Annotated in this window: 11 protein-coding genes; 1 reads left to right on the top strand and 10 read right to left on the bottom strand. The window is 61.7% G+C overall.

Features of this window, described 5'->3' with window-relative positions; translation table 11 throughout:
- Positions 1 to 246: 246 nt before the first annotated feature.
- Entirely contained in the window at positions 247 to 1,452 is a 1,206-nt protein-coding gene (locus tag IFT75_RS18815; protein ID WP_192047217.1) for an O-antigen ligase family protein, read from the top strand.
- A gap of 431 nt (positions 1,453 to 1,883) precedes the next feature.
- Here the strand turns inward: IFT75_RS18815 and IFT75_RS18810 are convergent, their stop codons facing one another.
- From IFT75_RS18810 to gmd, 10 genes are all read right to left on the bottom strand, one after another.
- Positions 1,884 to 2,774 carry a glycosyltransferase gene (locus IFT75_RS18810; protein WP_192056211.1) on the bottom strand — a complete coding sequence of 297 codons (891 nt, stop codon included), beginning with the start codon at positions 2,772 to 2,774 and terminating at the stop codon, positions 1,884 to 1,886.
- A 169-nt stretch (positions 2,775 to 2,943) separates the two neighbouring features.
- Positions 2,944 to 3,579 (bottom strand): CatB-related O-acetyltransferase, encoded by a 636-nt coding sequence (locus IFT75_RS18805; protein WP_192056210.1) that lies wholly within the window; start codon positions 3,577 to 3,579, stop codon positions 2,944 to 2,946.
- A 16-nt stretch (positions 3,580 to 3,595) separates the two neighbouring features.
- Positions 3,596 to 4,492 carry a glycosyltransferase family 2 protein gene (locus IFT75_RS18800; RefSeq protein WP_192056208.1) on the bottom strand — a complete coding sequence of 299 codons (897 nt, stop codon included), beginning with the start codon at positions 4,490 to 4,492 and terminating at the stop codon, positions 3,596 to 3,598.
- A gap of 446 nt (positions 4,493 to 4,938) precedes the next feature.
- A complete protein-coding gene (locus tag IFT75_RS18795) occupies positions 4,939 to 6,939 on the bottom strand; it encodes a polysaccharide biosynthesis protein (protein ID WP_192056207.1) in 2,001 nt (666 codons plus the stop codon).
- Between the two features lie 100 nt (positions 6,940 to 7,039).
- Positions 7,040 to 8,050 (bottom strand): MraY family glycosyltransferase, encoded by a 1,011-nt coding sequence (locus tag IFT75_RS18790; RefSeq protein ID WP_192056205.1) that lies wholly within the window; start codon positions 8,048 to 8,050, stop codon positions 7,040 to 7,042.
- Positions 8,047 to 9,018, bottom strand: coding sequence for a UDP-glucose 4-epimerase family protein (locus IFT75_RS18785; protein ID WP_192056203.1), 972 nt, complete (start codon positions 9,016 to 9,018; stop codon positions 8,047 to 8,049). The genes IFT75_RS18790 and IFT75_RS18785 overlap by 4 nt, the downstream gene beginning before the upstream one ends.
- A gap of 24 nt (positions 9,019 to 9,042) precedes the next feature.
- Positions 9,043 to 10,158, bottom strand: coding sequence for a glycosyltransferase (locus IFT75_RS18780; RefSeq protein ID WP_192056201.1), 1,116 nt, complete (start codon positions 10,156 to 10,158; stop codon positions 9,043 to 9,045).
- Positions 10,155 to 11,300 carry a glycosyltransferase family 4 protein gene (locus tag IFT75_RS18775; protein ID WP_192056200.1) on the bottom strand — a complete coding sequence of 382 codons (1,146 nt, stop codon included), beginning with the start codon at positions 11,298 to 11,300 and terminating at the stop codon, positions 10,155 to 10,157. Before IFT75_RS18775 ends, IFT75_RS18780 begins: the two co-directional genes overlap by 4 nt.
- Positions 11,301 to 12,197 (bottom strand): GDP-mannose 4,6-dehydratase, encoded by an 897-nt coding sequence (locus IFT75_RS18770; RefSeq protein WP_192056198.1) that lies wholly within the window; start codon positions 12,195 to 12,197, stop codon positions 11,301 to 11,303.
- A complete protein-coding gene (gmd, locus tag IFT75_RS18765) occupies positions 12,197 to 13,228 on the bottom strand; it encodes a GDP-mannose 4,6-dehydratase (protein WP_122714154.1) in 1,032 nt (343 codons plus the stop codon). Before gmd ends, IFT75_RS18770 begins: the two co-directional genes overlap by 1 nt.
- Positions 13,229 to 13,746 lie beyond the last annotated feature (518 nt).

Genomic DNA, 13,746 nt, shown 5'->3' with positions numbered 1-13,746 from the left:
CAACCCTAGCCCCGCATCGCAGATGTTCCAGTGCCACCCTGTTGCACGACGTGTCGCACTGGCCCTGCCCCGGGCTGCGCGGGCGCCTGACGGATTGAGGGCATGTGTAAGTAGGTATGTGAGCTGCACCAGCCCGTAGGATTTTTCGGCGTTCGGACCTTCTGTGTTGATGCAAAGTCACATCCACGTACAATCCACCCGCCCCCAAACACTTCACTGCCAAGGCCTATGGACAGACAACCTCTCATGCAATCCCAGAGTACTTCCGTGCGCGAGCGTACGGTGCACGTGCTGAACGCCTATGTGCTCCCCATCGGCTGGTTGGTCATCATGACCGGCATGTTCTGGGCATGGGATCGCTCTCTGTATCACAAGCTGTTCTACATCTTCCTGGCGGTGCCCACCCTGCTCGCCCTGGCATTGCAGCCGGGTCCGTTCAAGGCGCTGGTGCGCAACCCGATGTTCCTTGCCTTCGTGGCCTTCAGCGCCTACATCCTGCTCAGTGTCAGTTGGGCCGCAGACGGCGAAGACTTCGGCTCGCTGTTCAAGCGGCCGCTCTACATCGCCATGGTGCTGCTCTCGGCTGGCCTGATCGCGCTGAAGGTGCCCGCGCGACTGGCGCAACTCACCCGTGCAGCGGCAGTGATCGCCACGGCAGCGGCGGGTTTGTCGTTGATCTATTTCTATGGCGTGCAAGGCGCGTCCCTGGGCAGCCGTCTGGATGGGTATGGCGCGCTCTACAACCCTCTGCTCAGCGCCCATGTGTTCGGCGCCTTTGCCAGTGTCTGGCTGGCCACCTGGTACATCGGACGCAATCCGTGGAATCCGTTGGCGCTGGGGTGCCTGGCGGTACTGGGGGTAACCTTGATCGCCACGGGTTCGCGGACGCCGATCATCGGCATGGCGGCGGCATTGCTGTGGCTGATGGCGGCGGGAAACAAGAAACGCGGCGGGCTGGCAATTGCCATTGCACTGCTGGGGATCGCAGCGCTGTACGTGGTAATGCCCGATGTGCTGACCTCGCGCGGGGCGTCGTACCGGCCGGAAATCTGGATGGAGTCACTGCGTCAGATCGGCGAGAACCCGTGGTTGGGGCGCGGCTACGATTCGGAGATGACCATCGTCATACCTGGCCTGCCGTACACCTTGGCCGACCCGCATAATATCGAACTGGGCGTGCTGTACATCGGCGGCGTTGCAGGGCTCAGCCTGTGGATGGTGCTGTATGGTCTGGCCATGCGCTTCTGCTGGATGAATCGGCGGGAACCGCAGGTGGTGTTGGCCGCAACCTGGCTGGTGTTCGGGTTTGCGTCGGGGCTGACCGAAGGCAGTGCCTTCATGTCCCGCCCCAAGGAGCACTGGTTCCTGATCTGGATTCCGATGGCGCTGGTGTACGCGCAATGGCTATGCCACTGGGGCAACCGCCTCAGCCGCCCTGCCAAGGCCGTTTGAATGACATTGCTGATTGCCTGATGCAACGCAGCGCGCCCTTCGCGGCCACGGACCGCTCCTACGGAGAATCCGACGCCCCGTAGGAGCGGTCATCAGCCGCGAAAACGTCTACGCGGATTGCCTGATGCAACGCAGCGCGCCCTTCGCGGCCACGGACCGCTCCTACGGAGAATCCGACGTCCCGTAGGAGCGGTCATCGGCCGCGAAAACGTCTACGCGGATTGCCTGCTGTAACGCAGCGCGCCCTTCGCGGCCACGGGCCGCTCCTACGGAGAATCCGACGCCCCGTAGGAGCGGTCATCGGCCGCGAAAAGGGTTACGCGTATTGCCTGATGCACTGCGGTGCGCCTTTCGCGGCCACGGGCCGCTCCTACGCAGAATCCGACGCCCCGTAGGAGCGGTCATCGGCCGCGAAAAAGGCTACGCGGATTTCAGCTGAACACCATACGGAGCATGCCGCGCAGGGTCTTCCTGTTCCAGGCCCTGAGCGGAATCATGCCCAGCAGCTCTCTGCTCAGACCCTTGTCCTTGCGCGCGTACTTCAAGAACATCGAATTGAGAAAACGCCAGCGCACCTGCTCGTACGCCGGGTGCTCGCGGTACACGGCGTAGGTCTTGAGCACGTTCTCGACCATGAAGCGGCCATTCTTGTAGGTGTTGGTCGCATGCTTGCGGTACTGCGCCAGAGGCTCACCCAGTACATCGATGAAATAACCCGCGCGGGTCACCGCCAACTCGATATAGACATCCTCAAGGCGAATCTCCGGATCGAACCCACCCACCTTCTCCAGCGCCTCGCGACGGAACATCAGCGTGGCGGCAGTCGGCCCCGGCTTGCGGTCCATGAACATGTCGTCGAAATCCAGCCGGCGGAACGGCTCGTTGCGCTTGCGCTGTTCACGCTCGCACATCACCTTGCCGGTCGCATCGATGATCTCGGTATTGGCCGAGCAGATACCCACCTCGGGCTTGCCTTCCATGTACGCCACCTGGGTGGCGATACGATGGGCGAACATCACGTCATCCGACCCGAACGGCACCACCAGGCTGCCCCGGCAACGGGCCACCGACTCGTTCAGCGTCCGCGACAGCCCCTTGTTCTCCTGCACGCGCAGATCGAAACCATGCTCGGCACTGAGCTTGCGCAGCAGCTCGACGCTGCCATCGGTCGAGCCATCGTCCACCACCAGCAACTCGATGTTGGCGTAGGTCTGCGCCAGCACGCTGCCGATCGAGGCCTCGATGTACGGCGCATGGTTGTACGAGGCGATGATCACCGACACCAGGGGCTGCTTTCGATTGTCTGAGGTGGACGTGTTCATATTCACTGCTCTGAAAAAGTGATGCCGTGCCTACGCGAGGGTAGGCACTCTAGGTACGACGAGCGGCCGAGCCAATCGCCAGGGCCATTCGCATTGTAACAATGCATGACCTCAATGGATGTGGGGCCTTGCTTGCAACGCTGGCAAGCTGATGACACTTTCAACTACTTCATCCAGCCACGGCTGTTGGCTGGCGGTTGCGGGCATAGGTCAAAAACGCCTCGAGGTCGTCGCTGCACAGCAGGTGGGCCACGGCTTTGACTTCGGCAACAGGCCAGTCCCACCACGCCGACGCCAGCAAGGCGTCCCGCACGCGTTCTTCGAAACGCCACTTGATGAACCGGCACGGGTTACCGCCCACCACGGCATAGGGCGGTATGTCCTTGGTCACGACTGCACCAGCTGCAACTACCGCGCCATGGCCAACTGTCACGCCGGACAGAATCAACACATTGGCGCACAGCCAGCAGTCGCTGCCGATCACTACGTCGCCTTTGGTAGGCGCTGCGCCCGGCACGTCCTTGACCTCGTCGATGATCAACGGAAACGGAAAGCACGACACCCAGTCGGTGCGATGGCCACCCCCGAGCAGGATCTTCACCCCCTCGGCGATCGAGGTGTAGTTGCCGACCTTCAAGGTGGTGTCGTCACCGAACTCCTGCACGTCGGGAATGCCGTAGGTGCCCACCCCGATTGCATACTGGGGGTAGCGCATGCGGATTCGCTCGGGCCCGCGAAACAGCTTCTCGAACTGCCCGAGGTGCTTGCGAACCTTCCTTTTCTTCAACCGGTCCCACCACTTCATCGACGCACTTCCTTACTTACCAATGCAGCACCAGACGCTTGAGACGGCGAAACGTGGTGCGATCCCATAGCTTGAGCGGGATGGAGCGCAGCAGTCGCAGCGCATCCTTCTTGTCTTCCACCACCGCGTATTTCAACGCCTTGTTGACCAGTTTGGCGCGGCCGCGCTCATAGCCGGGGTGCCCGCGATAGGGCTCGATGGCGCGCATGTCGGCTTCGAACAAGGTCTTGTAGCGGCGCGACAGGTTGTGCGGATGGCGCCGGTAGCGGGTCACGATCACCGGCAGCATATGGATCTCGACGCCCTGTTCGGCAATGCGCAGGGTGATCTGGAAATCCTGGACCTTGATCGCCGGGTCGTAGAACTTGGCCTTGCGCAGCACGTCCATGCGGTACAACGACACCGGCGCGCCGCAGACCCGGGCATTGGCGAGGATATCGGCGAAATCCATGCGGCGGATGCGCGTGTGCGTCTGGTCCTTGAGGGCGTTGCCCTGGGTGTCCATGTAGGTGATCAATGCACCTACCGCGCCGACTTCAGGGTTCTGCTCCAGGTAATCGACACGTACGCGCAGAGAGTGGGCGAGCATGATGTCGTCCAGATCCGGCGTGGATACGTATTTGCCGCGGGCGTGCTGCAGGCCGAAATTCAGCGCGGCGCTGACACCCTGGTTGGTTTGCCGCAGCAACTGGAAGTCGTAGGTCGCCTGCAGCGCGGTGAGCATCTCGATGCTGCGGTCACTGGAACCGTCGTCGACGATGATCACTTCGAAATTCGGATAGTCCTGGGCGAAGATGCTGGCCAACGCTTCTTCGAGGAAATTTTCAGCGTTGTAGCACGGCGCCACGATCGAAACGAGGGGCAAATCCGCTACGTCGGCTCGAACGGCAGGTTCGGAAAGTATGTCGGTCATTTTATGGGCAACGACTAATTCGGGTATGTACGGCCTGATATCGGCAGCGCTGCATGATGGGCGATCCGTACCCGATTGTCGACCAATCCATGCCCCCCCACCGTAGGAGCGGTCATTGGCCGCGAAAAGGTCCGCGTGGTGGGTCAGGCGAAATGCGGGGCGGCCTTCGCGGCCACTGGCCGCTCCTACGGGGTGTCGGCAGATCGGGCAACCCTCCGTAGGAGCGGTCATTGGCCGCGAAAAGGTCCGCGCGGTGGGTCAGGCGAAATGCGGGGCGGTCTTCGCGGCCACTGGCCGCTCCTACGGGGTGTCGGCAGATCGGGCAACCCTCCGTAGGAGCGGTCACCGGCCGCGAAAAGGTCCGCGCGGTGGGTCAGGCGAAATGCGGGGCGGCCTTCGCGGCCACTGGCCGCTCCTACGGGGGAGCGGGTTTGCAAGACGCAGGATCAGTCGGGGGTGCCGCGGTGCTGTTGGATGTGCAGCCAATCGACGATCTCGCCTTCGGGGGCATAGCCGCTCACGGCTTCCTGCAATATCTCGCGGACCCGGTCGAAATCCGTGTCATCCAGTGCCCGCAGCAATGCGGTCAACTCGCTCTTCAGCCCTTCCCACGACAAATGATCCTCATGGGCGCTCATGATCATCGGATGACGGGTAGCCACCACGTTGTTGCCGATCAGCAATTCCTCATACAGCTTCTCACCCGGCCGCAGCCCAGTGAACTCGATGCCGATATCCCCTTGGGGATTCTGCTCGGACCGAATGCTCAAGCCCGACAGATGAATCATCTTCTGCGCCAGGTCGATGATCTTCACCGGCTCGCCCATGTCCAGCACGAACACCTCACCACCACGCCCCATCGACCCAGCCTGGATCACCAACTGCGCAGCCTCTGGAATGGTCATGAAATAGCGCGTGATGTTCGGATGGGTCACCGTCACCGGCCCGCCCGACTTGATCTGCTTGTGAAACAACGGAATCACCGACCCCGACGAGCCCAGCACATTGCCGAAGCGCACCATGGTGAAGCGCGTCTTGTTCACCCGCGCCACGTTGGCCGGGTCGCCGAACAACACCGGCGCCACTTCACGGCTCAGCGCCTGCAGGGTCATCTCGGCCAGGCGCTTGGTGCTGCCCATCACATTGGTAGGCCGCACCGCCTTGTCGGTGGAGATCAACACGAAGTTGGCCACCCCCGCCTGCAACGCCGCCTGGGCGCAGTTCAGCGTACCCAGCACGTTGTTGCGTACACCCTCGGCAATGTTGTGTTCCACCATCGGCACATGCTTGTAGGCCGCCGCGTGGTACACCGTATCCACCTTCCAGGTGGTCATCACCTCGAGCAGCTTGGCCTGGTCGCGCACCGTGCCCAGGGTCGGCAGCATCTGCACGTGCAACCCTTCACGGGCAGCACGCTGCTCCAGCTCGCCGCTGATGGTGTACAGATTGAATTCGCCATGATCCAGCAGAATCAGCAGCGCCGGCTCAAGGCCAAGAATCTGCCGACACAGCTCGGAGCCGATCGACCCCCCTGCCCCGGTCACCAGCACCGACTTGCCAGCAATGCAGTGCTCCAGCAGGTCATCCTGCGCAGGCACCGAATCACGCCCGAGCAAGTCGGCAATGTCGACTTCCTGAATGTCGTCGACCTTCACCTCACCACTGGCCAGCGCGGTGAAGTTGGGCACACTGCGCACGTGCAGCGGAAAGCCTTCGAGGAAACTGAGAATCTCGCGACGCCGCGAGCGCGACGTCGACGGCAACGCCAGCAGCAGCTCCTCGGCGCCGGTCAGATCGATCATTCGCTGGATATGCTTGGGCTTGAACACCTGAATGCCGGCAATCACCCGGTCGGATATGCTCGGGTCGTCGTCGATGAACGCCACCGGACGCATCACGCGGCCCATGCGCAGTGCGGCAACCAGCTGGTTGCCTGCAACACCGGCGCCGTACACCGCCACCTTGGTCAGACGGTCGTCACGCCCGGCGAACGGCACGTTGTGCACGGCGTTGAACCAGTCGCCCATGAAGTATTGGCGCATGGCCAGGCGCAGGCCGCCGATGATGACCAGGCTGATCCACCAATAATTGAAGATGATCGAGCGCGGCACCACCGTCTGGTGGTTGCTGTACCAATACACCACCACCGCCAGGATCAGCGCCGACAGGCTGACCGCCTTGACGATGGCCACCAGTGCATCGTTGCCGAAGTAGCGCATCACCGCGCGATACATGCCGAAACGAATGAACAGCGGTATGGCCACGAACGGCGCGGCCACGAACAACCATTCGTGCTCGCGGATCGGGTTGTACATGTCCTCGATGCCCAGGCGCACCAGAAAGGCCATCCACAGCGCGACCCAGACCAGCACGATGTCCGCGACCACTTGCAACATACGCTTCTGGCGACGTGGCAAACCCAGCAAGCGTGTACGTATTCTATCCATCAGTATTCGACCCGAATGGCCCCAGACCGTGACGGTCGGTTGTAGCAACTACGTAACCTTAAGTGCGATCAGCCGATTGCACCAGTGCGCGAACGCAATTTCATGCGCGTTCCGATTCCCCCGCATGATAACGAAAAGCCAGCCACAACAAAGGGATGTACGCAATAAAGGTGCCTAGAACGGGGCTCAGACCGAAAACCGTCACGGCAATGGCCCACGGCAACAGCCAGCCCAGCGTGATCGACGCCGTCGCCAGGGTCACCGGCAGATGACGTCCACAGACCCGCGAGGCGTACTGATAGGCGTGGCTTCGATGAGCCTGATACACCTTGTCACCGCGCAGCAAACGGCGCAGCAAGGTGAACGTGGCGTCGACGATGAACACACCCAGAAGGATCACCCACCCCCAGAAGTAAGCCGGCTCGATCCACGCTGCCTGAACCGACAGCACCGCCAGCACCAGCCCAAGAAAACCGCTGCCCGCATCGCCCATGAAGATCTTCGCCGGCGGCCAGTTCCACAGCAGAAAGCCCGACACCGCCGCCGCCAGCACGGCCGGCAGCCACATCAGCTGCGCATTCCCGCCCAACGCATAGATCAAACAGGCCCCGGCGCACACGCAGATGGCCTCGACGCTGGCGATACCGTCGATGCCGTCCATGAAGTTGTAGAGGTTGAGCATCCACACCAGGTACAACAGGCCGAATACCCACCACAACGTGGCAAGCCCGTCGACCGCACCGATCACACCTGGCATGCCACCCAGGCACAGCAGGGCCCAGCCGCCCGCTGCGAAATGCCCGAGCAGGCGCCAACGTGCAGCGATGTGATTGTGGTCATCGAGAAAACCCACCACGGCCACCAGCGCCCCACTGCCGAACAGGGCCAGCCAGACACGGCCTTCGAGCATTCCCCAAAGCGCCAGCCCGCTGATGGCGGCCAGGAACACCAGTACGATCGCCACGCCACCGCCGCGCGGGGTCGGCACCGTGTGGGAACTGCGCGCGTTGGGCACGTCCATCAGGCTGCGCGCCAGCGCATAGCGACGCAGAGCGAACGTCAGCCCGTAGGCAAGCACCAGCACGACCAGCAGCCATAGCAGCAAGCTCATCGACGGCGCGCTGCCACGTAGGGCCGCGCCGTGGCGGCCAGCGCGTCGGCCATGGAGGTGGGCGGCTGCCAGCCCAGCAATTGGCGATTCTTGTCGATGTCGACTTCCAGGGAATCAAACAGCCGTTGCGTCACTGCACCCTGCCCCAAGGCATTGGCCACGCGGCTCATCCACGGCAATGGCACATCGAGCAGCCGCGGCTGCTTGCCCATCGCCGCGGCCATGGCGCGCATCAGGTTCGCAGTGGACACCGGCTCGCCATCACTGACCAGAAAGGTTTGATTCGACGCAGCCGGATGTTCCAGGCAGGTGCACACCAGATCCGCCAGATTGTCCAGCGCCACCAGGCTGCGACGGTTGTTGGTCTTGCCGAAAGGCAGCGGCACACCACTGCTCACCAGACGCAGCAGCGTCTGGAAATTCGCGCGCACGCCTGGCCCGTACACCAGCACCGGGCGAATGATCACCACCTCCATGCCGGTGCTTGCTGCCAATGCTCGCAAGCCCACTTCCGCTTCAAGCTTAGAAATGCCGTAGGCATCACGCGGAGACGGCTCGTCGTCGGCACGAAACGGCTGCCCCGGCTCGGTGGCCTCGCCATTGACCTTGATCGAACTGATGAAAACAAAGCGCCGCACCCCGGCCTGCGCCGCCTGGCGGGCAAGGTTCAGCGTGCCTTCGACATTCACCCGGCGAAATTCGGCCAAGGGATCGGCGTGCGACTCGCGCATCACGTGCACACGCGCAGCGGCGTGCACCACACTGTCAATGCCGGCGAGCGCGCTGGTCCAGTCGGTGTCGGCGGCCAGCGTGGGCACCACGCAGCCTTCCACCCCAATGGGCAGTTTTGTGTAGGCGCGGCGCACGGCGGCGCGGGTGATCGGGCAGCCCAGCCGCACCAGCCGAGCGGCGACGGCGGCACCGACAAAACCCGACGCGCCAGTTACCAAAACAGCTTTCGAGATCATGGGCGAGCACCTTGGTCGAATGGATTAACGCTGCAATACGTCGTGATACAACTGCACATAACTGTCCGCCATTCCCTGCGCGGTAAACACCTGCTGGAAGCGACGCGCCGCGGCGGCGCCCATGGCACTGGCCAGGGCTTCATCGTTCCACAGTGTCTGCATGGCCGCCGCCAGCGCCTGGGGATCACGCGGGGGAATCACCAGCCCGGTTTCACCGGCCCGGTTGATGTAGCTCATGCCGCTGCCGATGTCGCACGAAATCATCGGTTTGCCATACATGGCGCCTTCCAGCAGCGAAATGCCGAACGACTCGGAACGCAGGTGCGACGGAAACACGAAGGCGTGGCACAGGGTCAGCAGCGCCGCCTTGTCTTCATCCGGCAAGCCGCCGAGAAAATGCACGTTGCTCACTTCAAGCTGCCGGGCATAGGCCTTGAGCTCAGCCTCCAGATGGCCACCCCCAAGAATCACCACCGGCAAGCCGGTCGCCTTGGCAGCATCGAGCAAGTAGTTCAGACCCTTGTAATAGCGCAGCGCACCGACGAAGAGAAAGAACTTGCCGGGAAAGCGCGCCTGCCAGTGCGCCAGGCGGTCGGCAGACGGCATTGGGTATGTGGCGGGGTCGAGGCCGTACGGAATGACCGACAGCTTGTCGGGGAAACGCTGCAGCACTGAACTGCTGGCTGCGTAGTCAGCCGAGGACGCAACGATCCGGTCCATGCTACCAAGAAAACGGTTCATCAACGGCTGATACAACTTGAGCAGGGTCTTCTGCTTGATGATGTCGGAGTGATAACTGACCACCGACGGCTTGCCGGTGCGGCTGGCAAAATGCACCAGGTCCATGAACGGCCAGGGGAAGTGGTAGTGAATCAGATCCGCCTGGCTGGCCAACTCCTTGAAATCGCCCAGCGCCGACCAGGAAAACCCGGTCGAGGCCACGTGCAAATCGAGCTTGGCACGGTGCGCCACATGGTGCCCTACCCGTTCGCCACGCGCCGCGCCGCGCTCGCTGAGGTACAACACTTCGGATTGCACACCGCCCGCGGCACATCCCTCTGCCAGCTGAAAGATGACCTGCTCGATACCGCCCATGGAATCGGGGAAGTACGTCTTGAAGAAGTGCAGCACCTTGATCATCGGCTTTCCAACGTGCGGCGATAGGATATCAACGTCTGCGCCGCACAACGGTCCCAGGAAAATCCGTCGGCGTGGGCCAGACCACGTTGCCGAGCCTCGGCGCGCCATGGGTCGTCTTCCAGCGCCTTGGCCATGTGCTGCGCCAGGGTTTCGATATCCATCGCCTCGCACATCAGCGCCGCCTCGCCCGCCACTTCCAACAGGGACGAGTTATTGGCACAGACCACCGGCACGCCCGAACTCATCGACTCCAGCACCGGCAGGCCAAACCCCTCGTACAACGACGGAAAGGCAAACAACCGCGCGCCCGCGAACAGCACCGGCAAGTCCTCGGCCGGCACGAAGCCCAGATAGCGCGCCCAGCCCTGGCGCTGCGCCGACTCGATGCGCGCAAAGATCGCCTCGTTCTGCCAGCCCCGGTAGCCGCCCAGAATCAACGGCCAGCGTTGGCGCGTGGCCAGCGGCAGCGTTTCGTAGGCCGTAAGCAACGTCTCGATGTTCTTGCGCGGCTCGATGGTGCCGGCGAACAGGCTGTAGCCTTCGTGGCTCAAGCCGTAGCGCCCGAGCACTTCAGCGGTTTGCGCCGCGCTGCGCGGATGAAACTCCGGCGAACTGGCCAGCGGCACGGTATCGATCCGCTCGAGCGGCCAATCGAAATACTCGGCCAGTTCGCGCCGGGTGAATTCGGAATCGGTGATCAGGCGGTCCGCACGCTTCAAGGTCAGCCGCAGCTCTTTCTGCAGGTAGCGCGCCAGCTGCGGCGCGTGGCACTGGGACCAGGTAAACGGCGACAGGTCGTGAAAGGTCGCAATTCGCGGGCCCTTAAACAGCGGCAGGTAGTAATTGGGGCTGTGGTAGAGATAATCACCATGCCCTTTCAAGGCATGCGCCTTGAGCAGCGGCATCAGCAGCCGATAGGCCTCGACGGCAAGGAAGTTCTTCTGCACAGCGCGCTTGAGACCATAGCCACTGCCGGATGCGTCCGCTGCACTGGGGAGTGCGCTCAGGAAGCTGCGTCCGGCAAAAAACTGCAGGTCAGTTATTTCCGGACTGCTCTGCAGGCGTCGCGCCAGCTCATAGGTATAGCGCCCGATGCCTGTCAGCGGAAAGCGCACAGGCTCGACGGAAAGGACGACCTTCATTTATTGGGCAGCCAACATCCATTGCAGGGTGTCGCGTAAAGGCGGGGTCTGCCAGTCGCCCACCAGCGAACGCAGGCGGGTATTGTCCCCGCACAGCGTCTTCACTTCGTTGGCGCGTACGAATGCGGGGTTCACTTCCACACGGATGGAATGGCCGGTGATGCTTTCGCACAACTCGATCACTTCACGCAGCGAATGGGTGACACCCGAGCTGACATTGACGGTCTGCCCCAAGGGCTTGTTTTCCAACAGCCCGCGGTATGCGGCGACCAGCGCGCGTACGTCGCTGAAATCGCGCCACACGTCGAGGTTGCCCAGCTCGATCACTTCAGCCTTGCGGCGGAAGTGCGAGACGATCTTGGGCAACAGAAAATTGTCCGCCTGCCCCACCCCGGTGTAGTTGAACGGCCGGGTGACGACAATGGGCAAGCGGTTTTGCCACAAGCTGGCCATGTATTCCATGGCCAGCTTGCTGACGGCGTAATCGTTGGCCGGCGCGGGGGCCGTGCCTTCGTCCAGCATGCCTTCGGATGCATTGCCATACACATTGGCGCTACTGGCCAGCAATACACATTCAGGCGCCTTGCCCGAAGCGGCAACCGCTTCGAGCAGGTTGCGCGAACCAATCAGGTTCACCTGATAGAACGCATCAGCCACGCCATGGCCCACGAACGCCAGTGCGGCGAGGTGAACCACGTAATCGGGCTGCAGCTCTGCCAGCAACGCACTGAGCCTGGGCGCATCGTTCAGATCGGCCTGGTAGTAACCTGGCTCCTCCGACGGCTGACTGCCCAAGCCGATGACTTCATACCCATGGGCCTGCAACTCGGCGGCCATGTAGCGGCCGGTGAAACCCTGGATACCAGTGATCAATGCGCGTTTGCCGACATTAGCCATCAGAACGAAAACCCTTTCTCGTTGCGGCGCAGGTCAGCCTCGACCATCATCCGGCACAGCTCTTCCAGCGAGGTCTTCGGTTCCCAGCCCAATACGGCCTTGGCCTTGGCCGGGTTACCGATCAGCAGGTCAACTTCGGTTGGGCGGTAGAACTTCGGATTGACCGAAACCAGCACCTTGCCAGTCTTGGCGCACAGGCCCTGCTCGGATTCAGCTTCGCCCTGCCACTTGATCTCGATGTCCACGGCCTTGAAGGCCATGGTGACGAAGTCACGCACGGTTTCGGTACGGTTGGTGGCCAACACGAAAGTGTCCGGCTCGTCGGCCTGCAGCATGCGCCACATACCTTCGACGTACTCCTTGGCGAAACCCCAATCGCGCTTGGCGTCGATGTTGCCCAGCTCCAGGGTTTCCTGCAGGCCCAGCTTGATCTTGGCGACGGTGTCGGTGATCTTGCGGGTCACAAACTCACGGCCGCGCAGAGGCGACTCGTGGTTGAACAGGATGCCGCTGGTAGCGAAGATGCCGTACGACTCGCGATAGTTGATGGTCATCCAGTGAGCGTACAGCTTGGCCACGCCGTAAGGGCTGCGCGGGTAGAACGGGGTTTCCTCGATCTGAGGAATGGCCTGCACCTTGCCGAACATCTCGGAAGTCGAAGCCTGGTAGAAGCGCGCCTTCGGGTTGACGATGCGAATGGCTTCCAGCAGGTTCACAGCGCCCAAGCCGGTGATTTCGGCCGTGGTCAGCGGCTGCTCGAACGAGACACCGACGAAGCTCTGCGCAGCGAGGTTGTAGACCTCGGTAGCTTCAGTGGTCTGCAGCAAACGGATGCTGGCGGACAGGTCGGTCAGGTCGTACTCGACCAGGTGCAGGTTAGGGTTGTTCTGGATACCCAGCTCTTCGATACGCCAGAAGTTGACGGAGCTGGTACGGCGGTAAGTGCCGTATACGGTGTAGCCCTTTTCCAGCAGCAGTTCCGCCAGGTAGGCGCCATCTTGACCAGTGATACCAGTGACAATAGCTTTCATGCGTGTTACCAACTCCTTGACTGCCAATACCGGCATTATGAGTGATCAATCCGAATCCAGACCCAGCCAGACGCGGACCGCTGTGGACAGAGGGCCGCAGTATACAATGCAGAGTCGTCGTGATTCGACAAAAATTCTCCGCTGCGAAGAAAAAATACGAGGTTAATCGGGGTAGATGAGTTCGTATAGGTTAAGCCTAGAAACTCATGCTAGATAGCAGAAGCGCTAATGCTCATCGCACTCACTGGGTTTTCAAGAACGCTGTAACAAATGAGGACAGTCCGACAAGCCTAAGAATCTGTAGAAGTAGATGAGAGTGACAGAGCATAAAAATGCGCGATTTTTCAATTGTAACGGCAAGAGCTCGACAATTGCCAAACCCCTCACCCGCTCCAACTCTGACGAGGAGCGGGTCGTCATTTCATCGAAAGTGTGTGTCAACGTAGGCCTGATGCGTAGAACACCAACATCATCACCACATTGACACAGCCTGGCCAGATGAACCCAAACCGATAATC

Source organism: Pseudomonas sp. CFBP 8758 (assembly GCF_014841725.1).
Lineage (GTDB): Bacteria > Pseudomonadota > Gammaproteobacteria > Pseudomonadales > Pseudomonadaceae > Aquipseudomonas > Aquipseudomonas baltica.
Note: the sequence above shows the minus strand (reverse complement) of the source record. Positions and strands in the feature narration are given on the sequence as shown.

Excerpts from the sequence above, each read along its gene's own strand:
- IFT75_RS18815 (WP_192047217.1), top strand. The coding sequence starts at position 247 with ATGCAATCCCAGAGTACTTCCGTGCGCGAGCGTACGGTGCACGTGCTG.
- IFT75_RS18810 (WP_192056211.1), bottom strand. The coding sequence starts at position 2,774 with ATGAACACGTCCACCTCAGACAATCGAAAGCAGCCCCTGGTGTCGGTG.
- IFT75_RS18805 (WP_192056210.1), bottom strand. The coding sequence starts at position 3,579 with ATGAAGTGGTGGGACCGGTTGAAGAAAAGGAAGGTTCGCAAGCACCTC.
- IFT75_RS18800 (WP_192056208.1), bottom strand. The coding sequence starts at position 4,492 with ATGACCGACATACTTTCCGAACCTGCCGTTCGAGCCGACGTAGCGGAT.
- IFT75_RS18795 (WP_192056207.1), bottom strand. The coding sequence starts at position 6,939 with ATGGATAGAATACGTACACGCTTGCTGGGTTTGCCACGTCGCCAGAAG.
- IFT75_RS18790 (WP_192056205.1), bottom strand. The coding sequence starts at position 8,050 with ATGAGCTTGCTGCTATGGCTGCTGGTCGTGCTGGTGCTTGCCTACGGG.
- IFT75_RS18785 (WP_192056203.1), bottom strand. The coding sequence starts at position 9,018 with ATGATCTCGAAAGCTGTTTTGGTAACTGGCGCGTCGGGTTTTGTCGGT.
- IFT75_RS18780 (WP_192056201.1), bottom strand. The coding sequence starts at position 10,158 with ATGATCAAGGTGCTGCACTTCTTCAAGACGTACTTCCCCGATTCCATG.
- IFT75_RS18775 (WP_192056200.1), bottom strand. The coding sequence starts at position 11,300 with ATGAAGGTCGTCCTTTCCGTCGAGCCTGTGCGCTTTCCGCTGACAGGC.
- IFT75_RS18770 (WP_192056198.1), bottom strand. The coding sequence starts at position 12,197 with ATGGCTAATGTCGGCAAACGCGCATTGATCACTGGTATCCAGGGTTTC.
- gmd (WP_122714154.1), bottom strand. The coding sequence starts at position 13,228 with ATGAAAGCTATTGTCACTGGTATCACTGGTCAAGATGGCGCCTACCTG.